Origin of the sequence: Streptomyces sp. NBC_00016, from assembly GCF_045040885.1 — a bacterium.
Classification (GTDB): Bacteria; Actinomycetota; Actinomycetes; order Streptomycetales; family Streptomycetaceae; genus Streptomyces; species Streptomyces coriariae.
In genome coordinates, this window is record NZ_CP108304.1 from 8,768,934 (window position 1) to 8,790,806 (window position 21,873).

The window sequence follows — 21,873 nt, forward strand, 5'->3', positions numbered from 1 at the left end:
CCAACGGCCATTTCCGCCGCCGCCCCGGGCTGCCTAGCGTCGACGGCGAGCCCCCCACCCGGACGAGGAGAGCCGCCCGTGCCCGATCCACTCCCCACCCATGCCGGACCCTTCGCGCTCGGCACGTTCCGGACGGCCGGTGACGACCCGGCATCCCGACCCTTCCCCGGTCTGGTGACCGGGGCGCGGGTGCGTGACCTGTCCGACCTGGTGCCGTCCGTGCGCGCCCTGGTCGAGGACTGGGACACCTGGCTGCCCCGCCTCGCCGGGCTCGCCGGGCTCGCCGACGGAACCTGGCACGACCTGGCCGGCCTGCGGATCCTCGCCCCGATCGAGCCGGGGCAGATCCTCCAGAGCGGCGCCAACTACCGCAAGCACGTGGTCGACCTGGTCGCCGCCGAGAAGGAGAGCGTGCACGGCGCCACCCCCGAGGAGGCCCGCGCCGACGCCGAGAAGATGATGGACGAGCGGATCCGCACCGGGGTCCCGTACGTCTTCCTCGGCTCCCCGCGCGCGATGTGCGGCCCCTATGACGACATCGTGCTCCCCGCGCTCGGCGAACAGCACGACTGGGAGCTCGAACTCGCCCTCGTCATAGGGAAGCCGGGCCGGAACATCGCGGCCGAGGACGCCTACGGCCACGTCGCCGCCTACACCGTCTGCAACGACCTCACCACCCGCGACCGTCTCTACCGGCCCGACCTGAAGGCCATCGGCACCGACTGGTTCACCGCCAAGAACGCCGACACCTTCCTGCCGACCGGCCCCTTCCTGGTGCCCGCCGCCTTCGCCGGGGACCCCGGCGGCCTGCGGATCACCCTGCGCCACAACGGCGTCGTACGGCAGGACGAGTCGACCAAGGACATGATCTTCGACATCCCGCGGCTCATCGCCTACGTCTCGACGACCACCACCCTGCGCCCCGGCGATCTGCTGCTCACCGGCTCCCCGGCCGGCAACGGCGCCCACTGGGGCGTCTTCCTGCGCCCCGGGGACGTGCTGGAGGCGGAGATCACCGGCCTGGGCCACCAGCGCAACACCGTCAGGAGCGCACTGTGACGTCCTCCCTCATCACCCATCTCCGCCATGTCGACCTGGCCGTACCGGACTTCGCGCGCCAGCGCGCCTTCTACGGCACCACCTGGGGCCTGACCGAGGTGGCGAGCGACAGCGGTCTCGCCTTCTTCGCCGCCGAGGGCAGCCCCGAGAGCTACGTCGTACGGATCCGCGCGGACGAGCGCAAGCGGATGGACCTCGTCGCCTTCGGGGCCGTCTCCGCGGCGGCCGTCGACGAACTCGCGGTACGACTCGGCCGGGTCGGGATCCGGCTCATCGGGGAGCCGGGCGCGCTGGACACCCCGGGGGGCGGCTACGGCCTGCGCTTCTTCGACCCCGACGGCCGTGTCGTCGAGGTCTCCGCCGAGGTCGCCACCCGCGTCCACCGCAGGATCGAGGAGCGCGAGGCGATCCCGGTCCGGCTCTCCCACTGCGTGGTCAACTCCCAGGACCCGGCGCGGCTGCGGGACTTCTACGTCGAGCACCTCGGCTTCCGGCTCACCGACACCCTGTACTCCGCGCACATGGGCGACCTCATGTACTTCCTGCGGTGCAGCCCCCTGCACCACTCCTTCGCCATCGCGCGCGGCCCCCATGTCTCCCTGCACCACGCCTCGTTCGAGATGCGGGGCGTCGAGGAGTACATGCGTGGCACCGGCCGGGCACTGCGCGCCGGGACGCGGCTGACCTGGGGTCCTGGACGGCACCTCGCGGGCGACAACACCTTCTCCTACTTCCACGACCCGCACGGCAACACGGTGGAGTACACCACCGAACTCGCCGTCCTCGAAGAGGACCTGTGGCACCCCGGACGGCATGACGTCGACGACCCGCTCACCCAGGACCAGTGGGGCACCGCCGACCCGATGAGCGAGTCGGTCGCCAAGGAGCAGTTCAACGACCCCGACGTGCTCTTCGAAGCGCCGCCCGTGTGACCCCGCTTCTTCCCCTCCTCTTCCTTCCCCTCCTCTCCTCCCGCTCCCCGAGAAAGGCCGCAGTCGTGGCAGAGATCCTGAAGCACGCCGTACCCCGGGCCGAGGTGACCGCCTCCCTCGACCAGGTGCGCGCGACCGTGTCCGACGTCATCGCCGACGTGCGCGAGCGCGGTGACGCGGCCGTGCGCGAGTACTCCGAGAAGTTCGACGACTGGAGCCCGGAGTCGTTCCGGCTGTCCGAGGCGGAGGTCGCCGCGATCGTCGCGGCGGTGCCGGCGCAGGTCATCGAGGACATCCGGTTCGTCCAGGAGCAGGTGCGCGCCTTCGCCCGCCGTCAGCTCGACTCCCTGGGGGAGTTCGAGGTGGAGACCCTGCCCGGGGTCCGGCTGGGGCAGAAGCACCTCCCCGTGCGGGCGGCCGGCGCGTACGTCCCCGGCGGACGGTATCCGCTGACCGCCTCCGCCCACATGACCATCGTGACCGCGAAGGTGGCGGGCGTGCCGCGGGTCGTGGCCTGCACCCCGCCGATCCGCGGAGAGATCCCCGCCGCCACCGTCGCCGCGATGCACCTCGCGGGCGCGGACGAGATCTGGCTGCTCGGCGGGGTGCAGGCGGTGGCGGCGATGGCCGTCGGCACGGACACCATGCGGCCCGTCAACCTGATCGCCGGACCCGGCAACGCCTATGTGGCGGAAGCCAAGCGGCAGTTGTTCGGCGAGATCGGCATCGACCTGTTCGCCGGGCCGACCGAGATCCTCGTCCTCGCCGACGAGCACGCCGACCCGTTCGTGTGCGCGGTCGACCTGCTCTCCCAGGCCGAGCACGGCCCCGACTCCCCGGCGGTCCTGATCACCACCTCGCGGGCGGTCGCCGAACGGACCGTCGCCGAGGTCGAACGGCTGCTGCCCGGTCTGCCCACCCGGGACTTCGCCGGGCCCGCCTGGCGCGACCACGGCCAGGTGCATGTCGTCGACTCGATCGACGAACTGTACGCGCTGGCCGACGAGTTCGCCTTCGAACATGTGGAGGTGCTGACCGCCGAGCCGCGGCTCGCCCTGGAGCGGATGACCCAGTACGGCGCCCTGTTCCTCGGTGAGGGCACGTGCGTGTCGTTCGGCGACAAGGTCATCGGCACCAACCATGTGCTGCCCACCCTGGGCGCCGCCCGCTACACCGGCGGCCTGTGGGTGGGGAAGTACCTCAGGACCGTCACCTACCAGGAGGTCACCGACACCGGCTCGCAGGCCCTGCTCGGCCGGCTGTGCGGGCGGGCCTCGCGGGTGGAGCTGTTCGAGGGGCACGCGCGCTCCGGTGACGTCCGCGCGGCACGGGCCGCGGGTGACGCGCTGCCCTGGAACACCGCGTGAGCCTCGACGGGCGGACGGCGCTCGTCACGGGCGGGGGAGGGCCGCTGGGCCGGGCGTTCGCGCTGGCGCTCTCGGCCGCGGGCGCCCGGGTCCTGCTGACCGGCCGCAACCGGGCGAGCCTCACCGAGGCGGCGGAGCGGGTGGCCGAGGGGGGCGGCGAGGCGCGTACGGCGGTCTGTGACGTCTCCGACCCGGTCTCGGTCCGCTCCCTGGCCGCCGAACTCGCCGACGAGGACGTGTCGTTGCTCGTGAACAACGCCGGAGTCGCGGGCCCGGTGCGCCCGCTCGTCGACGTCGAACCCGAGGAGTGGGACGAGGTGTTCGCCGTCAACGTCCGCGGGGTGTACCTGATGTGCCGGGCGTTCCTGCCGCCGATGCTCGCGGCCGGACGCGGTGACGTCGTCAACGTCGCCTCCGTGAGCGGCAAACGCCCGCTGCTGAACCGCACGCCCTACACGGCCTCCAAGACGGCCCTGCTCGGCCTGACCCGCACCCTCGCCGGCGAGGTGGGGCCGACGGGCGTGACGGTCAACTCCCTTTCACCCGGCCCGGTACGCGGCCCGCGGATGGACCGCAACTTCCGGCTCACCGCCGAGCTGACGGGCTGCACGGTCGAGGAGGCCGAGCACGACTTCGCGTCCCGGGCCGCCCTGAGCCGCCTGGTCGAGGAGGACGAGGTCGCCCGGGCCCTGGTGGCGATGCTCGCCATGCCGGGGCTGTGCGGCGCGGACATCGACCTGTCGGCGGGCATGATCGCACCCGCCTAGGCGACGCCTTTCACCACCCTGTGTCACCACTGTGGACCGGGCGGTGCGATCCGAGGCATCGGGTTCCGCAATGGCTGCGCGCGACCTCTACTGCCAGGTGGGGCGGGCTGATTCACTCCCTCGTGCGCACCCCTGGTGCCCCCCGCCCGTGCCGTCCGGCCTCTGTCGCCGACGGCGGGCGCTCACGCTGCGCGACGACGCACCCGGTCTCCGGGCGCGACGGCGCGAATCGACCTCTGGGAAGGCAAGCAATGACGCTGATCACCCGACGCTCGATCCTGATCGCCGGTACCGCCACGGCCGGCGCGGTCCTCATCCCGACGACCGCCGCCACCGCGGGGACCAAGAGCTCCGGCAGGACACTCACGGTCGGCTCCGGCGAGACGTACGAGGTGGCCGCGACCACCCGGCTGAGCGTCCTCGCCCTCGCCGAGGGCGGGGCGATCGCGGCCCCGGCCGGCCACGGCCTCACCCTGACCGTCGACGGCGTCGAGACCGGGCAGCTGCTGACCGCGACGGGCGGCACCGCGACCCTGATCCGGCCGGGCACCTACCGAGGTGACGTCGTCCTCACGGTGGCGGCCGCCAACGACGTCACCTACGAGACCCTCACCTTCCCCTTCCGGCAGGCCCTCTACGTCGACGGTGACGGCGTCGACCGCGACCGCTGCGTCCTCGCGGCGGTGACCGGCGGAAGGCTCACCGACACCCTCGCCCGCGGCATCTCGATCACCTCGACCGGCGAGTGCTTCGACGGCGTCTTCGTGCAGGACGGCACCTACACGCTCCAGCGGCCCACCATCTCCCTGACCGGCAACGGCCGTTGCGACTTCGCCGGCTACGGCGCCGCGGTCGTCGGCGACGGATCCGCGACCACCCTTGTCGTGGACGGCGCCCGTATCAGCACCAAGGGTGTCGTGCGCACCGGCGTCATCTCCGACGACGGTGCCAACGTGGTGGTGAAGAACTCCACCGTCCACACCCGCAACGGCGTGCTGCCCGCCGACTACCAGGCCACGGTCGAGACCCCGTACATGGAATCGGTGCCCTGGATGCTGGGCCTCGACGGCAATGTCCGCGCCACGAACCTCATCGGCAAGGGCAGCAGGGCCACCTACATCGGCTCCACCGTGTTCTCGGAGACCTGGGGTGCCCTGTCGGTGGAGGGTGGCAGCGGGCTGAAGCTGACCGCGATCAACAGCCACATCGGCAACACCGGGGAGTACGGCTACGGGACCTACGCCATCGGCGACGCCACCGTGCGCGTCCTCGGCTCCCGGTTCGACGTCGGCAGCTACGCGACCATCATCGCCGGTCCGGCCGCGGTCGTGCACTACGGCGACAGTACCCGCGAGGCGGTCGCCGCCCTCGACGCGGAGCTGGAACTCGGGCTCACCCGGGCCGAGTCGGCGGCCCTGCCGGTCCGCAACACCGTCGTGAACTCCGGTCACTTCGGCTACATGTTCTTCGGCGCCGGCACGCTCACCCTCGACGGCGGCACAGTGATCAACTCCGAGCGGGCCACCTTCCTCAACAAGGGCCAGCAGACCGCCATCACCGTCGACGGTTCGGGCGGCGCCCGCCTGAACCCGCGGGACGGCGTCCTCCTCCAGATGATCGAGCTGGACGACCCGGGCCCGGTGAACGTCGGCGGCAGGATGATGAACGTCGGCGTCTACACCGAGCCGACGACCGACCCCGTCAGGAACGCGTCCTTCGACGTCACCGCCGTCCACTCCACCGACGGCGCGGCCGCCTTCACCGCCATCGACCTGGAGGGCGACTTCTACAACGGCATGCGCAGCGGCAAGAACATGGTCCTCACCTTCGAGGGGGCGACGCTCAAGGGCGTGATCTCGGCGACGAAGACCGCGCACCGGGTGCCGTCGATCGACGCGTCCACCTTCTACGAGCTCGGCATCGTCACCAACACCGTGCGGCCCGCCGTGAACAACGGCGCGATCGTCCGGCTCGGCAGCGGCTCCGTCTGGACGGTCACCGGGACGTCGTACCTGACCTCGCTGACCCTGGCCGCCGACGCGGCCGTGAAGGCGCCGCGCGGCAGGAGGGTGACCCTGGCCGTCGACGGGACGCCGACGGCCCTCACGCCGGGTGCGACCTACGCGGGAGCCCTCACCCTCACGGTGGCCTGACGTCAGGAGGCGGAGGCCGACCGGGCCTCCGCCTCCTTCAGGATCTGGTCGAACTGGGCCCCCATCGCCGCCGCGAGAGCCTGGGCGCCCGACAACGGGCGGACCATGACCGTGAGTTCGTCGATCAGCCCCTCCTCGTTCAGGTGGATGAAGTCGCAGCCGGTCAGCTCCCGCTCGCCCACCCGGGCCCGGAACACCAGCGCGTGGTCGCGCCCGTCGCCCCCGTCGAGCTCGCGCTCGTAGCGGAAGTCCTCGAAGACCCGCGTCACCCCCCGCAGGATCGACGCGGTGATCGCCTTGCCCGGGTACGGCTTGAACACGACCGGGCTGGTGAACACCACGTCCTCGGCCAGCAGCGCTTCGACGGCCTCGAGATCGCCGGCCTCGACCGCCTCGCGGAACGCGCGCATCGGATCACCTCATCGCATGATTGGTAAATTTGTTGAGTAGGTGTCGATGACAATAATCGCCTCCTGCTACCGTGTCCATATGTCCCTCAAGTACGCCGTCCTGGCCGCCCTCCTGGAGGGCGAGGCCTCGGGCTATGAACTGTCGAAGGTCTTCGACGTCTCCCTCGCGAACTTCTGGCCCTCGACCCCGCAGCAGCTCTACCGCGAACTGGAGCGCCTCGCGCAGGACGGCCTGATCGAGGCCCGGGTGGTGCAGCAGGAACGCCGGCCGAACAAAAGGATGTTCACCCTCACCGAGGCCGGCCGCGCGGACCTGGACGCCTTCGCCGCCACCCCGCCGCGGCGGCCCACCGCCATCCGCGACGAACTCCTCATCAGGATCCAGGCCATGGACGGCGTGGACCCCGAGGTGACCCGCGCGCTGGTCGAGGAGCGCAGGACCTGGTCCCGCGCCAAGCTCGACCGCTACCTGCGGGTGCGCGACCGCCTCCTCGACGGACGCACCGAGGACGCGTACCTGACCGAGGCCGACCGGATCGGCCCCTATCTGACGTTGATGGCCGGCATCGCCTTCGAGGAGACGAACCTGGCCTGGTGCGAACGCGCCCTGCTGCTCCTGAAGCGGCGGACGGCCGTAGGCTGACGCGGATGTTCAGTCCCGAAGGCCCCACGCTGCGCGAACTCGCCGTCCAGGCCCTGTCGTCCGTCGAGCACGGCTACGACCTCCTCGCGCCGAAGTTCGACCACACGCCCTTCCGCACTCCGGACGCCGTCCTGGACGCGGTCGCCTCGGCCCTGAAGGACTCCGGCCCGTACGAGGACGGCCTCGACCTGTGCTGTGGCACGGGCGCGGGGGTCGAGGTCCTGGCGACGGTGTGCCGGGGGAGTGTGACGGGCGTCGACTTCAGCGCCGGCATGCTGGCACAGGCGCGTCGGCGGACCCGGCCGGCGGGCCCCCGGGTGTCCTGGGTGCGCGCGGACGCCCGCGCCCTGCCGTTCACCGCCGCCTTCGACCTCGTCGTCAGCTTCGGCGCGTTCGGGCACTTCCTGCCCCGCGAACTGCCGGGCCTGTTCGCCCGGGTGCGGACCGCGCTGCGACCGGGCGGATGCTTCGCGTTCCCCGTCCTGGCCCCGCCGAGGCGTTCCTCGCCGGCGTTCTGGATGCTCCTCGGCTTCGACGCCGTGATGCGGGTCCGCAACGCCCTGTGGCGGCCGCCGTTCGTGATGTACTACCGCGCCTTCCGGCTCGGTGACGTGCGGCGCGAACTGGAGCGCGCCGGGTTCCGCGTGGACCTCCGCGCCCTGCCCGAGTTCGGGACCAGGAGCGACGGAAGCCCACGGGTGCGCATGGTCGAGGCGCGCCGGACGGACGGCTGAGACGGTACGCGGAGCCGGTCCGGACGGGATCAGCCGGCCGCGGGCAGCGTGAACGCGTAGACCAGCGCCTCCCGCCGGGTGTCCACCACCAGATCGGTGATCTCCAGGGGGCGCGCGTACTGGTCGTGCACGCGCCGGGTGACCCGCATCGACGGGTCGTCGTCGAGATGCGTGATGCAGTCCCGGTGGTGCAGGGTCAGACCGGCCCGGCGCATCCAGTCGTAGGCCCGCCGGAGCTCCGGGGAGGCGTTCGAGTCGGCCCGGTCGCGGTAGCGGGCCAGTTCCTCCACCTCGGCCAGGGCGACCGCGGAGAAGGACGTGACGGCCGTACGCAGACCGCGTCCGTCGGCGCGGGCGGACTCGTAGCGGTGCACCAGCGTCGGCCGGTGCGGGGCGAGTCCGAGCGCCTCGGCGTGTGCGGGCGGGGGCGTCTCCCAGCTGACGGCGGCGCGGGCCACCGCCGACGCGTCGTCCGCGGGCCGCGCGCCCACGGGAAAGGCGAGGAACGACGGGGTGCCGAGCGGCCCGGTCGGCAGGGCGGCGTGACTGCCCCGCCGGTCGGTCTCGACCAGCCCGTCGCTCCGCAGGACCTCCAGGGCCTGCCGTACGGTCTGCCTGCTGACGCCGAAGTGTCCGGCCAACTGCCGCTCGGCCGGCAGTCGTTCGCCGGGCGCGATGGTGCCCTCGCGCAGCTCGCCGAGCAGCTCCGTGGCGATCCGCCGGTACAGCGGTCCTTCGTCGGGGTGCGGGTGGACATCAGGGGTGGTGGGGGTGGTGCTGCGGGCCATGCCGCGCGCCTCCTGTGGGTGACGTGCCGTGGTCGTGCGGACTCGGTGCGCCACCAGATCTAGCATTGGTCTAAACCAGTAGGGAAGGGCGGGCCGCCCGATCGGCCGAAACCGGACCGCCCCGCACCGTCCGCGCGGCCGCGCCGCGCCGCCGCTCAGAGCGCGCTGTACAGGGCGTCCACCAACGCCGTCTTCCGCGGGTCGTCGGCGATGTGCGGCCCCATGCGGTTCATCACGTACCCCAACGACACCCCCGCCTCCGGGTCGGCGAGCCCGCACGAGCCGCCGAAGCCGTCGTGTCCGAAAGCGCGCGGGTTGGGTCCGTACGATCCGTTCGGACCGCTGAGCCACAGCCCGAGCCCGATCTCCGTCTCGTGCGCGAACCCCGCCCCCAGTACCAGGTCCCGGCAGGCGCCCTGTCCCTCGCGCACCCGCTCGGCCGCCTCGGGGGACAGGACGCGACGCCCGCCGTACGCGCCCCGGCCGGCGAAGATCCCGTAGAGCGCGGCCACCGCCCGCGCGGTGCCGTGGCCGTTCGCCGCCGGGATCTCCGCGGCCCGCCAGCGCGGCGAGTTGGCCTCGCTCGCGCCCGCCGCCGGATTGGTCAGGGCGGCGACGGCCGCCGGTGCCAACTGGCTGAGGATCGCGGCCTGTTCGCTGGACGAGGCGACCGGCGGATGCACCAGCTCGGCCGCCCGCCCGGCCTCCTTCTCCGGCAGCCCGATCGTGAAGTCGACGCCCAGCGGACCGGTCACCTCCCGCTCCAGGAACGCCCCCGGCAGCAGCCCCGACACCCGCCGCACCAGCTCCCCGACCAGGAAGCCGTAGGTGAGCGCGTGATAGCCAGACCGGGTGCCCGGCTCCCACCAGGGCTCCGTGGCCGCGAGGCGGGCGGTGGTGAGCTCCCAGTCGTAGAGCTGATCGAGGGAGTGCGGCTCGCGCAGCCCGGCCAGCCCCGCCCGGTGGGACAGCAGATGCCGGACCAGGACGCGCTCCTTGCCCGCCGCGCCGAACTCCGGCCAGTACACGGCCACCGGAGCGTCGAGGTCGAGCAGCCCCCGGTCGGCGAGGATGTGCGCGCACAGCGCCGTCGGGCCCTTCGACGTGGACCACACGTTGACCACGGTGTCCCGCTCCCACGCGCGCGTGCCCGCCGCGTCGGCCCGGCCGCCCCACAGATCGGCCACCACCGCGCCGTCGACCGTGACGCTCACCGCGGCGCCCAGCTCGCCCCGGTCCCGGAAGTTCTCCTCGAAGGCCGCGCGCACCGCCGCGAACCGTGGATCGCAGTGGCCGTGTATCTGTGGCACGTGCTCGGACATGGAGCCTCCGTGGTCCGCCGGAACCCCGGACCGCTGCGGTGCGGCCCGGGCACCCCGAACGTACCGACTGGTCGGACTGGAGGGAAGTGTGCCGAACGGGTCCTGGATCACAGGAGAAAGGTCCGCCCCGTCGGCTCCTGGTGCCCCTCCGCCGTGTGCCAGTAGTCCCGTGACTCGACCGCCAGCCCGGCCTCGTCGAACCGGACGAGGACACAGCCGGCCAGCGTGCCGGCCGCCCCGTCCTCCTCGGCCAGCACCCGGAACTCCGCCACCGCGACCCGGTCCGCGCCCACGAGCGGGGGCGAGAACCGCACGTCGGTCACCCGCTCCGCCGCGAACGACCAGCGCAGATAGGCCTCCAGCTCGGCCCGCCCCCGGTGCGGCGCGCGGAACGGCATCGACCGGTGGACGCAGTTCTCGGCGTACAGCTCCAGCAGGGCCGTGACGTCGTGCGACGCCCAGGCCCGCTCCCACACCCCGGTGAACCGCTCGGCGGCGGCCCGTGTGTCCATGCCCCGGCCGTCAGACGTAGGACCGCAGCCAGCGCAGCTTGGCCGCCTCCTGGTAGGGGCCGCCGCCCTCGTGGTCGTTGAAGTCGTACACCTCGATCTCCTTGTCCTCGTGCGCCCAGGCGTTGAAGGCGGCGAACACCGTCGACGGCGGGCAGGTCTGGTCCTCCAGGGCCGCCGAGAACAGCGCGGGAGCCGAACCCCGGGACGCGAAGTGCACCCCGTCGAAGTACGCCAGGGTGCCCAGGACGTCCTGGGAGCGGCCGCGGTGCGTCTTGAGGAACAGGCCTATCTCGCGGTACGGGTGACGGTCCGTCAGTACCGCGGCGCGCGGGAAGTCGCACAGGAACGGCACGTCCGGGGCGATGCCCGCGAGATCCGGTACCAGGCCGCCCACGGCGATCGTGATGCCGCCGCCCTGGCTCCCGCCGATCGCCACGGTCCGTGCCGCGTCGGTCAGCGGGTGGGAGCGGGCCGCCTCGACCGCGCGCACCGCGTCCGTGAACACCCGGCGGTAGTAGTAGTTCTCCGGGGCGTCGATGCCCCGCGTCATGAAACCGGGGTACGAGGGCGCACCGCCCACCGGGTCCGCGGTGCCGCCGCCACCGCCCCAGGCGCTGCCCTGGCCGCGGGTGTCCATGATGAAGTGCGCGCGGCCCGTCGACGCCCACAGCAGATGCTCGTGCGGCAGCCCGCGTCCACCGCCGTAGCCGACGAACTCCACGACCAGCGGCAGCGGTTCCTCCGTCCCGGCGGGCAGCGTCAGCCAGCCCTTGACGGGATGCCCGCCGAATCCGGCGAAGGTCACGTCGTACACCTGCACCGTGGTCAGACCCGTGTCGACCGGCTCGAAGCGGGCGTCCAGGTCGTGCTCACGGGCCTCCTGAAGGGTCTTGGACCAGAACGCGTCGAAGTCCTCGGGCTCGGTGGACGCGCTGCGGTAGGTGCGGAGCTCCTCGTCGGTCAGGTCGAACAGGGGCATCAAGGACCGCCTTTTGTTAAGTGCCCATACGAATGATCACACCGTACGTGGGCACCGGGAGACCTCGCCAGACCCTGGTCAGGACCTTCAGGCGGGCCTGCGGCGGGTCCACTGGGGTTCCGTGCGGGCCCACTCCCGCTCCCACTCGCCCAGCCGGTGCCGCATCGCCACCCGGCGGACCACGGCGTGCCCGAGCAGCACCACCACGGCCGTACCCCCGGCCGCGCACGCACCCATGGTGAGGGTGTGCTGCCACACCATGGTGTCGTTCGGCGGCGGTTCGACGTTGCGGCCCCGCGTGTCGAACCAGACGTCCACCATCTCGCCCGCGTGGGTGCCCGCCGGAACCCGGGCGGTGGCCGTCCGCGCCGGCTCGCCCGGCGGGGTCCACCGCACGGCCACGGTGGACATCTGCTGTCTGACGCCCTCCACCGTGGGCAGGGCCTCGGGAGGGTGGCCGACGACCTCGGCCCGGACCCGGTGGCGTTCGGCCCGCAGCCGGTCCGCGACCGCCTGGGCGTCGGTATGGCCCCACTGGCCGGCCAGCGCCCCGGCCAGCGGGACGGCGACCAGCAGGAGCACGGCGACGAACAGCGCCGTCCACGCCTCCACCACGTCGGACCGGCGTCGCAGCGGGTTGTCCCGCCGGCGCCAGCCACGCACCCGGTCTCGCATGTCGACCTCCTCGCCGTCACGCGTACGAGTGCCCACATGAGCGTCATACCCCGTTCGGAGTACATCGTTTCACGCATCGTTCACGTCGGCCCCTCGGCAGCCGTGGGACGCCGGGGACGGGTGGGGAGGGAGCGGCCCGGTGCGGCGGCCGGGCGGGTCAGCCGAAGCGTTCGATCCGGATGCGGTCGACCGGCTGCCCCGCCCGGACCAGCAGCCGCGAGGCGTGCTCGGCGAACGCGTTGGAACCGCACACGTACGCCTCCCAGCCGCCCGCCGGCTCCTCGGCGAGCAGCGGGGCGAGGTGACGTGCCGCGAGCCGCCCCACGGGCACGCCCTCCGGCGCGCTCCGCGTGAACACGGGCGTCGTCTCGGCGCCGTACTCCCGCGCGTAGATCAGCTCTTCGGGACCGCGCGCGGACACCAGCAGCCGCAGCGGTACGTCGAGGCCGCGCGCCCGGTGGTGGCGGACCATCGACATCAGCGGGACGACCCCGGACCCGGCGCCGATCAGCAGCGCGGGCCGGTCGCCCGGCCAGGCGAAGAAGCCGCTGAGCGGACCCCGCACCTGGACCTCGTCCCCGGGCTCCGCCCTGGTGTGGAACCAGCCCGAGACCTCGCCGCCGTCCACGTGGTCCAGGGTCAGCTCGACGTGCCCGTCGTCGTCGGGCGCCGAGGCGATCGAGTAGTGGCGTTGGGCGGTGTAGCCGTCGTCGGCGGTCAGCCGCAGCATCAGGTGCTGGCCGGGCAGGTGCCCCGCCCAGGCCGGCACCGCGAACCGGAAGGTGGCCGCGTGCGGGGTCTCGCGGCGGATCTCGGTGAGCGTCGCCGTCTGCCACAGGGCGGCGGCCCGGTTGCTCACGGCGATCCGGCCCGGCACCGCGAACCGGGTCGGGGGAGTGAAGGTCTCAGTCACCGGCGTACCTCTGCTCCTCCCACGGGTTGCCCCGCGCGTGATAGCCGTTCTGCTCCCAGAAGCCCGGCTCGTCGTGGTCGAGCAGCCGCAGGCCCGCGATCCACTTGGCGCTCTTCCAGAAGTACAGGTGCGGCACCAGCAGCCGCGCCGGACCGCCGTGCTCGGCCGCGAGGGGCTTCCCGTCGTACTCCCAGGCGATCCACGCCCGGCCGCCGGTCAGATCGGACAGGGGCAGGTTGGTGGTGTAGCCGGTGTGCGAGTACGCGACGGCGTGGGTCGCGGACGCGTCGGGCCGTGCGGCCGCGAGGAAGGCGTCCAGGGACACGCCCCCGAACCGCACCCCGAACTTGGACCAGCTGGTCACACAGTGGATGTCACCCTGGTACGCGGACTCCGGCAGCGCGTGCGCCTCGTCCCAGTCCCAGGTGCGGGGCGCCGCCACCAGCCCGTCGACGCGGAAGGTCCACTCCGCGGGCGCGAGGTCGGGTGTGACCTCGGCGGACAGCACGGGCCAGTCGTCGCCCGCGTCGTACTGGCCGGGGGGCAGTCCCGGACGGTGGGCACGGGGGCGGCCGGTGAAGCCTCGGGTGACGTTCATGCGGTTCCAGCGGGAGGACGGCGGATGTTCACGCAGTCAACCGTACGTGCATGTCAGCCGTGCTCCGCACCCGGTCCGCCCGCCGATCATTAAGCCCGTATGAACAGTCCGGCGAGGGGGGAATAGCCACCGCGGTCCGGCTCTTGCACGTGTCGTTCCGGATCCAGCGGTCCAGCGGTCCGGTGCCAGCGAAGGAGAGTGGGAGCAATGCCGAAGGCGTACGTCTTCACCCGGTACGGCGGCCCGGAGACCGAGGCCCTCGTCGACCTGGACCGCCCCCGGCCCGGGCCCGGCGAGGTGCTCGTCGCGGTGCGTGCGGCGGGTGTGAACCCCGTCGACTGGAAACAGCGCACGGGGTACCGGCGCCCCGGCGAGAGCGGCGAGCGCGTGTTCCCCGCGGTCCTGGGCAACGAGGTGGCCGGCGTCGTCGAGGAGAGCGGCGAGGGAGTCACCGGGTTCGCGCCCGGCGACGAGGTGTTCGGCACCGCGGTCGCGGGCGGCTACGCCGAGTACGCGCTGCTGGCCGCCGGCATCACCGCCCACAAGCCCGCCGGGCTGTCGTTCACCGACGCCGCGACCCTTCCCGTGGCCGCGGCGACCGCCTACGACGGTGTGCACCAGCTCGACCTGCCGGCCGGAGCGACACTGCTGGTCACCGGCGCGGGCGGCGGAGTCGGGGTCGCTGTCGCGCAGATCGCCCGCGCCCGCGGACTGCGTGTCGTGGGCGTCGCGAGCGAGGGCAAGAAGGACCTCCTCGAGTCGCTGGGCGCCGTGCACGTGCCGTCCGGCCCGGACTGGGCGGCGGCGGTGCGCCCGACCGCGCCGGACGGCGTCGACGGCGTCTACGACCTCGTCGGCGGCGAGGTGCTGCAGGAGGCGGCCGGCCTGGTGCGGGACCGCACCCGGCTGATCACCGCCGGAGCCCCGGCCGAGGAGGTCGAGCGGCTGGGCGGCGCCCGGGTGGCCCGCGCCCGCGACACGGCCGTGCTGCGGGCGGTGGCGGACCTGGTCGTGCGCGGCGAACTGAACCCGCAGGTCACCCTCACGTTCCCGCTGGAGCGGGCGGGCGAGGCACTGCGCGAGGTCGAGAGCGGCCACGCCCGGGGCAAGGTCGTCCTGGAGATCGGAGCGGACGCATGAGCGCCATCGAGCCCCCGCACGTCCTCGACAACCCCGCCCTCGCCTCCCTCACCGGTCCGCACGCCCACTTCGCCGAGCGCCGGGGCCGGGTGCTGCGCTACCCCGTCGACGTGTCGCCGTGGCTGGCGCTGCCGGACGAGCCGGACGCGGCCGACTGGGCGGATCTCGCGGCGCTCGCCGGCCCCGGCGCGGAGGTCCCGCTGCCGGGCTTCCGCGGTGAGCTCCCGGCCGGCTGGGAGCTCACCCTGCAGATCGAGGGCGTGCAGTTCGTCGACGACGGGCTGGCCGCCGCACCCGAACCCGAGGCGGTCCGGCTCGGTCCCGCCGACGTACCCGAGATCCTCGACCTGATCGCCCGCACCCAGCCGGGGCCGTTCGAGGCCCGGACCATCGAACTCGGCACCTACCTGGGCATACGACGGGACGGCGTCCTGATCGCGCTGGCCGGCGAGCGCCTGCATCCGCCGGGCTGGACCGAGATCAGCGCGGTCTGCACCGACCCCGCCTTCCGGGGCGAGGGCCTGGCGACCCGGCTGATCCTGGCCGTCGCCCACGGCATCCGCGAACGGGGCGAGACGCCCTTCCTGCACACCAGCGCCGGCAACACGAACGCCATCCGGCTCTATGAGTCCCTGGGCTTCCGGCTGCGCCGCAGAACGGCGTTCCTGGCGGCACGGGTGCCGGAGCGGCTGGGGGAGGGGCGGGAGTCGGTCCCGGTGGCGTAGCGGGCCGGCCGGGGGGTCACGGGGCCGCCGGGGGAGCCAGGTCGCCACCGGCGGGCCCGCGCCACGCGTTGTAGCGCACCAGGTACTCCGCGAACCGCTCCAGGTCCGCCTGCGGCCACTGCGCCAGCCGTTCCCGGAAGGCCGTACGGCGGCTCTCGGTGACCTGGGCGAGGATGCGGCGGCCCGTGTCGGTGAGGTGCAGGACCTGGACGCGGTGGTCCTCGGGGTCCTGGCGCCGCTCGATCAGGGCGGCCCGCTCCAGGGCGCCGACCTGGCGGCTGACCGTGGACTTGTCCAGGGCGTAGTGCGCGGCGAGGTCGGTGGCCCGGCAGCCGCCGCTCTCCTCCAGGTGGCCGAGGAGCGTGTAGGACACCAGCGACAGCTCGGGGTGCAGCCGGCCCGCCGAGGCACGGGCCCGCCGGGCGAAGCTCGTCATCTCCCGCTGGATGGTCTCCACGGCCTCGGGTGCTTCCACCGGTCCTCCCTCACTAGCCTGGTTGCATAGTACAACTCAGATGCCGAGGACTTCCGCGCCAGGAACGTCGTCCGATCTCTGGGGTAGGGTGGTCGTCCGGCTGCGGAGGTTCCCAGTCGCGCGTGACCGAGGAGGTGAGACCCATTACCGCAGTGTCAGGTCGGGTGCTCTCCTCCCGTGACAGCGTGGATCGCCGCCGGTAGGCGACCGTGAGAGCGCCCTTCGGCTTCCGAAAGGCTTCTCGGCTTCATGCCCCCTCGTTCTCCCGCCTCTTCGTCTTCTCCCGCTTCTTCTTCTCCTCCTCCGCGTTCTCCTCGCTCATCTCCCGTTGGTTCGTCGCCCTCCTCGGCCTCCCCTTCGGCGTCCCGTGACGTCCTGGTCGCCGTCCTGCGGGGTGCCGGGTGTGTGTTCGCCGAGGACGAGGCGGAGTTGATCCTCACCGCCGCCCGTACGCCCGACGAGGCCGCGGCCATGGCGGCCCGCCGCGCGGCGGGCCTGCCCCTCGAACACGTCGTCGGCTGGGCCGAGTTCCACGGTCTGCGGATCACCGTCGAGCCGGGCGTCTTCGTGCCCCGCCGACGCACCGAGTTCCTCGTCGACCAGGCCCTCGCCGCGGCGCCGCACGCCCGCGTCGTCGTCGACCTGTGCTGCGGCTCGGGCGCCGTCGGCGCCGCCCTCGCCGGCTCCCTCGGACAAGTCGAGCTGCACGCCGCGGACATCGACGCGGCGGCGGTGAGCTGCGCCCGGCGCAACATCGCCGAGCACGGCGGACACGCGTACGCCGGCGACCTGTTCGCGGCTCTTCCCGGGCAACTGCGCGGCCGAATAGACATCTTGGCGGCGAACGTGCCCTATGTCCCCACAGGCGAGGTCCCCCTGCTGCCCGCGGAGGCCCGGGACCACGAGCCGCTCACCGCCCTCGACGGCGGCGGTGACGGGCTGGACGTGCTGCGCCGGGTCGCCGCCGAGGCGCCGCGCTGGCTCGCCCCCGGCGGCTGTGTCCTCGTCGAGACCAGCGAGCGCCAGGCCCCGGCCGCCGTCGAGACGTTCACCCGCAGCGGTCTGACGGTGCGTCTGGCCGAGGACGAGGAGCTGTACGCCCACGTGGTCGTCGGCACCAGGGTCAGGTAGCGGCTCCGCTGCCCGTGGGGCCCGGGGAGCGGTCGTCCCCGCGGTTCCACGGGCCGTGCCCCGGGGAGTCGTCGTGGCGGTCGCCGGGCCCGCGTTCGCCCGGGCCGCGTTCCTCGAAGGTGCCGGACAGGACACGGTCGGCGGTGTCGGTGTCACCGGAACGGGAGCCGAAGACGAGGACGGTGTCGCCCTTCTTCAACGCGTCGGCCCCGGAGCCGGAGGTGCCGTCGGCGGACACGGTCGTGTCCGCACCCACCGTCCACGTCCACGAGACGCCGTCCTCGCTCCTGACGGTGACCCGGTCGTCGGCCACCCTCGCCACGGTGCCCCGCTGCCAGACGCGGACGACCCAGTCGCCGGTGTCGGGGTCCTTGACGGTCGCCTCACCGTGCGCCGCGTCCCCGCCGAGGCCGAACCACGGGCCGCCGTGGCCGTGCCGTCCACCGGGCCCCTCGGAGGAGGACGCGGACGGGGCCGCCGACGGCGAGCCGCCACCGGAGTCCCCCGACGTCGCCGCGTACGCGACGGTGCCGCCGAGAGCCAGGACGGCGACCGTGGTGGCCGCGATCAACGCCCGCCCGCGGGCCGACCGGCGCCGCCACGACGCGCGCAGATCCGCACGGTCCCGCTCCCCTTCGACCGGCCCCGAGAGCAGTTCGACCTCTTCCGGCCCCTCGGGCCTGTCCGGCTCCTGCATCACGGCTCACTCTCCTCGGCCACGACGGCGGCACCAATGCCACGCCTCACTGTGATTGTCCGAGGTGTCCGGTAAGGAAGCGATAACAAAAGCCTGTGAATCGGACGGCGGCGCCGCTCACTCCCCGGCCCGTGCACGCGCCACCAGCAGAGCCACGTCGTCGTGGTTGTCGGGGTGGTGCAACGCGCTCAGCAGCAGGTCGCACACCTCCTCCAGCGGCCGCGCGGGATCGTCGAGCAGCGCCAGCAGCGCCTCCAGACGTTCGTCGAGCGAGTGGGTGCGGGTCTCGACCAGGCCGTCGGTGTACAGCACGAGCTGGTCGCCGGGGGCGAAGTCGACGTCGGTCGTGGAGAACGGCACCCCGCCCACGCCCAGCGGCGCGCCGGTGGGCAGGTCGAGCAGCTCCGGCGGACGGCCCGGGCGGATGTGCACCGGCGGCAGATGGCCGGCGTTGGCGATCCGGCATCTCCCCAGCCGGGGATCGTGGACGGCGTACACACAGGTGGCGATGGAGTGGTCCAGGCCCTGGGTGATCCGGTCCAGGTGCTCCAGGAGGACCGCCGGGTCGAGGTCGAGGGAGGCCAGCGTGGTCGTCGCGGTGCGCAGCCGGCCCATCGTGGCGGCGGCGTCGATACCGCTGCCCATCACGTCGCCGACGACGAGCGCCGTCTTGCCGTCCGGGAGCGGGATGACGTCGAACCAGTCGCCGCCGACCTCGGTGGTGGCGCCCGCGGGCTGGTAGCGGGAGGCGACCTCCAGGCCGCCCGTGACGGGCGGATGGCTCGGCAGCAGGCTGCGCTGGAGGGTGAGCGCGGTGGTGCGGGCGCTCTGGTACCAGCGGGCGTTGTCGATCTGGATGGCCGCCCGGGCCGCCAGCTCGCGGGCGAGCAGCAGGTCGTCGTTGCCGAACGGCAGGGGGTTGCGGGTCCGTTTGAGGTCGAGGGCGCCCAGCACCTCGCCCCGCGCGATGAGCGGCACGGCCAGATAGGAGTGCACACCGGCCCGCGCCAGCAGGGCGGCCGCCTCGGGGGAGTGGGCGATGCGCCCGAGGTCCTCGTCCTTGACCTGGGCCACCATGACCGGCCGGCCCGAGCGTACGCACTCGGTGACGAGCCGGTCGGGCGCGTAGCGGGCCACCTGGCCGGGCTGGTCGGCGGCCCGCAGGGCGTCGGGCTCGTCGGCGCCGCACACCGCGAGGGCGCGGATCACGGCCGATTCGGCGGGCCCCAGGCTGGTGCGGCGGCCCGCCATCACCGCGTCGAGCAGATCCACCGCGGCCACGTCCGCCAGTTCCGGAACGGCCACGTCGGCCAGTTCGAACGCGGTGCGTTCCAGGTCCAGGGTGGTGCCTATCCGCGCGGAGGCGTCCGCGATCAGTGCCAGTCGGCGGCGCGCCGCCTCGGCCTCGACGGCGGCCCGGTGCCGGTCGGTGACGTCGATGACCGAGACGGCCACCCCCAGCACGGTGCCGCGGGCGTCCTCCAGGCGGTACAGGGAGAGTGACCAGACGTGGTCCTCGTCCGGATCGGCGGGGGTGCGGCCGACCGTGGACCGGTCGACGAGCGGCTCGCCGGTCCGCAGCACCTGGCGAGCCGCGGCCTCCAGGGCCTCCGCCAGCCGGGGCAGCACCTCGTGGATGGTCCGGCCGAGGTGATCCGCGGCGGCAAGGCCGTTGATCCGCTCCAGCGCCGGATTGACCGAGACGTACCGCAGGTCGGTGTCCAGGACGGCGAGGCCGTTGGGGGACTGCGCGACCATCCGCGTCGACAGCGCCAGGTCCCGTTCCAGTCGGCGCACCGTCGTCCGGTCGGTGGCGAGACCCAGGGCGTAGACGTCGCCCCGGTCGTCCATGAGGCGCATGTTGCGGAACTCCACCAACCGGGTGGTGCCGTCCTTGCGCCGTATCGGGAACGCCCCCGCCCAGCTCTCGCCGGTGGCTATGACGTCGGCGAACAGCTGCACGACCAGGTCGACGTGTCGTTCGTGGACCATCACGTGGGCCGCGTACCGCCCCAGCGCCTCATGGGCCGAGTACCCGAACAACTCCTCGGCCTGGGGGCTCCACAGGGCGATGCGGCCCTGGGTGTCGAGCACCACAGAAGCCACGTTGAGCACGTCCAGCAGGCCGCTGGGCCCGGTCGGGCCACCGCCCTCAGCCGCGGACGATCCGGCTCCGTTCATGCCACGCACCGCCTCCGCATATCGACGCGGCACGCCGTCCCCCGTGCCGACTCCCCTGTTCTACCGTGCTCAACCCTTTTCTCCCACGCCTGGGGCGCCCTTCTTCATGCTCCTCCAGTACGGCGTCGCACGCCGTTCTCCTCAAGGCCCGCACCTGTCCATGGAATTGGTCTGTACATGACCATCCTGCCGGGCCAGACTGTCCGCCGAGCGAGCCCACCCCCCTCGACGAGGAGTCCCATGCCCCTGCGTCCTGCCCGCCGCCGTCGCACCACGGCCGGCACCGCCCGCACCGCCGCCCGCACCGCCTCCCTGGCGCTGGCCGTGGCGACGGTCGCCGTCCTCTCCGCGGCCCCGCCCGCCGCGGCCGCCGACACCTGGACCGAGATCGGCTCCGACCGCGCCGACCCGCTGACCGAGAGCCAGGGCCTGGCATCGGTCGAGGTCCCGGCGGGCAGCGCCAACCGCTACACCGGCATCGGCACCATCCCCTTCTCCGTCTCCACCCGGGGCTGGAACCACGTCGGCGACCCCGACGCCTCCTACGACGGCTACTACGTCGAGCCGTACCAGAGCGACTCGAACAACGCGAAGATGTACCGCGTGCAGGCACCGGGCGGCGCCTGGTCGGAGTACGTCCACGCGCTCGGCTCCGGTGAGGCCCTGAACAACTCCTGGGCGGCGATCACCCCGAACAGCCAGTGGATGCTGTCCGGCGAGTGGGGCACCATGACCCGGTTCCTCGTCTTCCCGACCCCGGGCGCCAACCCCGCCACCTCGCCCTCCGCGAACCTGCCGCAGGTGTCGACCGTCCGCCTCGACCATGCCGTGCGCGATGTCCAGGGCTGCGACTTCACCGGTCCGACCACCCTGCTGTGCGCCTCGGACGACCCGGCGGGCACCCTCTTCGGCATCACCAAGCCCCTTCTCCAGATCGACCTGTCCGCCGAACCGAACGGCACCTCCGACGTCACCGGCCATGTCACCGCCCTGCGCCAGCTTCCGCTGCGCAGCTCCTGCTCGGGCACGTTCGAGGCCGAGGGCATCGACTACGACCGCCGTTCCGGCACGCTGCGGGTGATCGTCGTGTCGCCCGGGTTCTGTGTGCTGACCGACAGCAAGACCTACCGCTTCACCCGGAGCTGACCGGGGGCCGGCCGGGCCTCAGGCGTCCCTCCTGTAGCTGGTCCCACGCGAAAAGTGGTGCTTTTCTGGGGATGTGGCGCGGTGCGCGGGGAACCCGCACCTCCGCGCCACATCCCACGAGAGGAGCGATCACGATGGATCGCGAACGACCGCACGAGGAGTCCGTCTCCGTCGAGATCAGCGGATGCAGCAAGGAGGACGCCCGGATCGTGTTCGACATGCTCGGCGAGTGCTTCGCATCGGACCGCGGCAGCGACGAGGTGCCGCAGCAACTGCACGAGAGCCGTCCGATGGTGTGGCTCGGCACCTTCGAGGTGACCGAGACGCACGACTGCGCCCGCCCGGCCCGGCTCTCGTCCTCCGTGGAGGCCGACGCGCAGGGCAGCTACTGGGCGATCGAGCGGCTCCGCTCGACGCTGGACTCGGTCTTCGCGGTGCGCGACCTCTCCTCGGCCTCCGGGGACCAGGAGCGGGAGCTGCACGTCCTGCTGGAGAGCCGGTGAGGCGGCGCTGCCGGTGACCTGCG

Annotated in this window: 24 protein-coding genes; 13 read left to right on the forward strand and 11 right to left on the reverse strand. The window is 73.0% G+C overall.

The annotated features are described in order from the left end of the window. The first annotated feature begins 78 nt into the window (after positions 1-78). The 5 genes from OG933_RS38940 (at position 79) to OG933_RS38960 (ending at position 6,278) form a co-directional block, all read left to right on the forward strand. Positions 79-1,059, forward strand: a complete 981-nt coding sequence (locus OG933_RS38940; RefSeq protein WP_362521583.1) for a fumarylacetoacetate hydrolase family protein — start codon at positions 79-81, stop codon at positions 1,057-1,059. Beyond that, positions 1,056-1,991, forward strand: coding sequence for a VOC family protein (locus OG933_RS38945; RefSeq protein WP_405631732.1), 936 nt, complete (start codon positions 1,056-1,058; stop codon positions 1,989-1,991). Before OG933_RS38940 ends, OG933_RS38945 begins: the two co-directional genes overlap by 4 nt. A 65-nt stretch (positions 1,992-2,056) precedes the next feature. Further along, on the forward strand, positions 2,057-3,358 hold the full coding sequence (gene hisD, locus OG933_RS38950; RefSeq protein WP_405631733.1) for a histidinol dehydrogenase: 1,302 nt from the start codon (positions 2,057-2,059) through the stop codon (positions 3,356-3,358). Continuing rightward, positions 3,355-4,125 carry an SDR family NAD(P)-dependent oxidoreductase gene (locus OG933_RS38955; RefSeq protein WP_405631736.1) on the forward strand — a complete coding sequence of 257 codons (771 nt, stop codon included), beginning with the start codon at positions 3,355-3,357 and terminating at the stop codon, positions 4,123-4,125. Before hisD ends, OG933_RS38955 begins: the two co-directional genes overlap by 4 nt. Before the next feature lie 251 nt (positions 4,126-4,376). Beyond that, entirely contained in the window at positions 4,377-6,278 is a 1,902-nt protein-coding gene (locus OG933_RS38960) for a hypothetical protein (RefSeq protein WP_405631738.1), read from the forward strand. A 2-nt stretch (positions 6,279-6,280) separates the two neighbouring features. Here the strand turns inward: OG933_RS38960 and OG933_RS38965 are convergent, their stop codons facing one another. Next, positions 6,281-6,688: a nuclear transport factor 2 family protein gene (locus OG933_RS38965; protein WP_171395405.1), complete on the reverse strand. Its 408-nt coding sequence runs from the start codon at positions 6,686-6,688 to the stop codon at positions 6,281-6,283. Positions 6,689-6,767: 79 nt separating this feature from the next. Here OG933_RS38965 and OG933_RS38970 point away from each other — a divergent pair, with 79 nt between their 5' ends. Both OG933_RS38970 and OG933_RS38975 read left to right on the forward strand, forming a co-directional pair. Beyond that, positions 6,768-7,331: a PadR family transcriptional regulator gene (locus tag OG933_RS38970; protein WP_020126071.1), complete on the forward strand. Its 564-nt coding sequence runs from the start codon at positions 6,768-6,770 to the stop codon at positions 7,329-7,331. 5 nt (positions 7,332-7,336) lie between these two features. Beyond that, positions 7,337-8,065, forward strand: coding sequence for a class I SAM-dependent methyltransferase (locus OG933_RS38975; RefSeq protein WP_362521598.1), 729 nt, complete (start codon positions 7,337-7,339; stop codon positions 8,063-8,065). A 29-nt stretch (positions 8,066-8,094) separates the two neighbouring features. Here the strand turns inward: OG933_RS38975 and OG933_RS38980 are convergent, their stop codons facing one another. From OG933_RS38980 to OG933_RS39010, 7 genes are all read right to left on the reverse strand, one after another. Beyond that, positions 8,095-8,853, reverse strand: a complete 759-nt coding sequence (locus OG933_RS38980) for a GntR family transcriptional regulator (protein WP_405631743.1) — start codon at positions 8,851-8,853, stop codon at positions 8,095-8,097. A gap of 155 nt (positions 8,854-9,008) precedes the next feature. Continuing rightward, positions 9,009-10,175 carry a serine hydrolase domain-containing protein gene (locus tag OG933_RS38985; RefSeq protein WP_405631746.1) on the reverse strand — a complete coding sequence of 389 codons (1,167 nt, stop codon included), beginning with the start codon at positions 10,173-10,175 and terminating at the stop codon, positions 9,009-9,011. A 107-nt stretch (positions 10,176-10,282) separates the two neighbouring features. Beyond that, positions 10,283-10,687, reverse strand: a complete 405-nt coding sequence (locus tag OG933_RS38990; RefSeq protein WP_362521604.1) for a nuclear transport factor 2 family protein — start codon at positions 10,685-10,687, stop codon at positions 10,283-10,285. A gap of 10 nt (positions 10,688-10,697) precedes the next feature. Further along, positions 10,698-11,666, reverse strand: coding sequence for an acetylxylan esterase (locus OG933_RS38995; RefSeq protein WP_405631749.1), 969 nt, complete (start codon positions 11,664-11,666; stop codon positions 10,698-10,700). 87 nt (positions 11,667-11,753) lie between these two features. Next, a complete protein-coding gene (locus tag OG933_RS39000) occupies positions 11,754-12,341 on the reverse strand; it encodes a hypothetical protein (RefSeq protein ID WP_362521703.1) in 588 nt (195 codons plus the stop codon). A 157-nt stretch (positions 12,342-12,498) separates the two neighbouring features. Beyond that, on the reverse strand, positions 12,499-13,254 hold the full coding sequence (locus OG933_RS39005; protein WP_327181386.1) for a ferredoxin reductase: 756 nt from the start codon (positions 13,252-13,254) through the stop codon (positions 12,499-12,501). Next, positions 13,247-13,852, reverse strand: coding sequence for a sulfite oxidase-like oxidoreductase (locus OG933_RS39010; protein WP_362521609.1), 606 nt, complete (start codon positions 13,850-13,852; stop codon positions 13,247-13,249). The genes OG933_RS39005 and OG933_RS39010 overlap by 8 nt, the downstream gene beginning before the upstream one ends. 207 nt (positions 13,853-14,059) lie before the next feature. Here OG933_RS39010 and OG933_RS39015 point away from each other — a divergent pair, with 207 nt between their 5' ends. Next, positions 14,060-14,992 (forward strand): zinc-binding alcohol dehydrogenase family protein, encoded by a 933-nt coding sequence (locus tag OG933_RS39015; RefSeq protein ID WP_405631752.1) that lies wholly within the window; start codon positions 14,060-14,062, stop codon positions 14,990-14,992. Further along, positions 14,989-15,717, forward strand: coding sequence for a GNAT family N-acetyltransferase (locus OG933_RS39020; RefSeq protein ID WP_362521614.1), 729 nt, complete (start codon positions 14,989-14,991; stop codon positions 15,715-15,717). Before OG933_RS39015 ends, OG933_RS39020 begins: the two co-directional genes overlap by 4 nt. A gap of 16 nt (positions 15,718-15,733) precedes the next feature. On the opposite strand, the gene OG933_RS39025 is transcribed toward OG933_RS39020, so the two are convergent. Next, positions 15,734-16,192, reverse strand: a complete 459-nt coding sequence (locus tag OG933_RS39025) for a MarR family winged helix-turn-helix transcriptional regulator (RefSeq protein WP_362521616.1) — start codon at positions 16,190-16,192, stop codon at positions 15,734-15,736. A gap of 209 nt (positions 16,193-16,401) precedes the next feature. On the opposite strand from OG933_RS39025, the gene OG933_RS39030 reads away from it, so the two are divergent. Both OG933_RS39030 and OG933_RS39035 read left to right on the forward strand, forming a co-directional pair. Next, positions 16,402-16,563: a hypothetical protein gene (locus tag OG933_RS39030; protein ID WP_362521712.1), complete on the forward strand. Its 162-nt coding sequence runs from the start codon at positions 16,402-16,404 to the stop codon at positions 16,561-16,563. A gap of 4 nt (positions 16,564-16,567) precedes the next feature. Then, positions 16,568-17,323 (forward strand): putative protein N(5)-glutamine methyltransferase, encoded by a 756-nt coding sequence (locus OG933_RS39035; RefSeq protein WP_405633643.1) that lies wholly within the window; start codon positions 16,568-16,570, stop codon positions 17,321-17,323. Here OG933_RS39035 and OG933_RS39040 read toward each other — a convergent pair. Together OG933_RS39040 and OG933_RS39045 are read right to left on the reverse strand one after the other, a co-directional pair. Further along, a complete protein-coding gene (locus OG933_RS39040) occupies positions 17,316-18,020 on the reverse strand; it encodes a hypothetical protein (RefSeq protein WP_405631756.1) in 705 nt (234 codons plus the stop codon). The genes OG933_RS39035 and OG933_RS39040 overlap by 8 nt on opposite strands. Positions 18,021-18,137: 117 nt before the next feature. Then, a complete protein-coding gene (locus OG933_RS39045; protein WP_405631758.1) occupies positions 18,138-20,201 on the reverse strand; it encodes a SpoIIE family protein phosphatase in 2,064 nt (687 codons plus the stop codon). A 240-nt stretch (positions 20,202-20,441) separates the two neighbouring features. Here OG933_RS39045 and OG933_RS39050 point away from each other — a divergent pair, with 240 nt between their 5' ends. Then, on the forward strand, positions 20,442-21,347 hold the full coding sequence (locus OG933_RS39050; protein WP_362521621.1) for a hypothetical protein: 906 nt from the start codon (positions 20,442-20,444) through the stop codon (positions 21,345-21,347). A gap of 134 nt (positions 21,348-21,481) precedes the next feature. Continuing rightward, positions 21,482-21,850: a hypothetical protein gene (locus OG933_RS39055; protein WP_054240762.1), complete on the forward strand. Its 369-nt coding sequence runs from the start codon at positions 21,482-21,484 to the stop codon at positions 21,848-21,850. Positions 21,851-21,873: the final 23 nt, after the last annotated feature.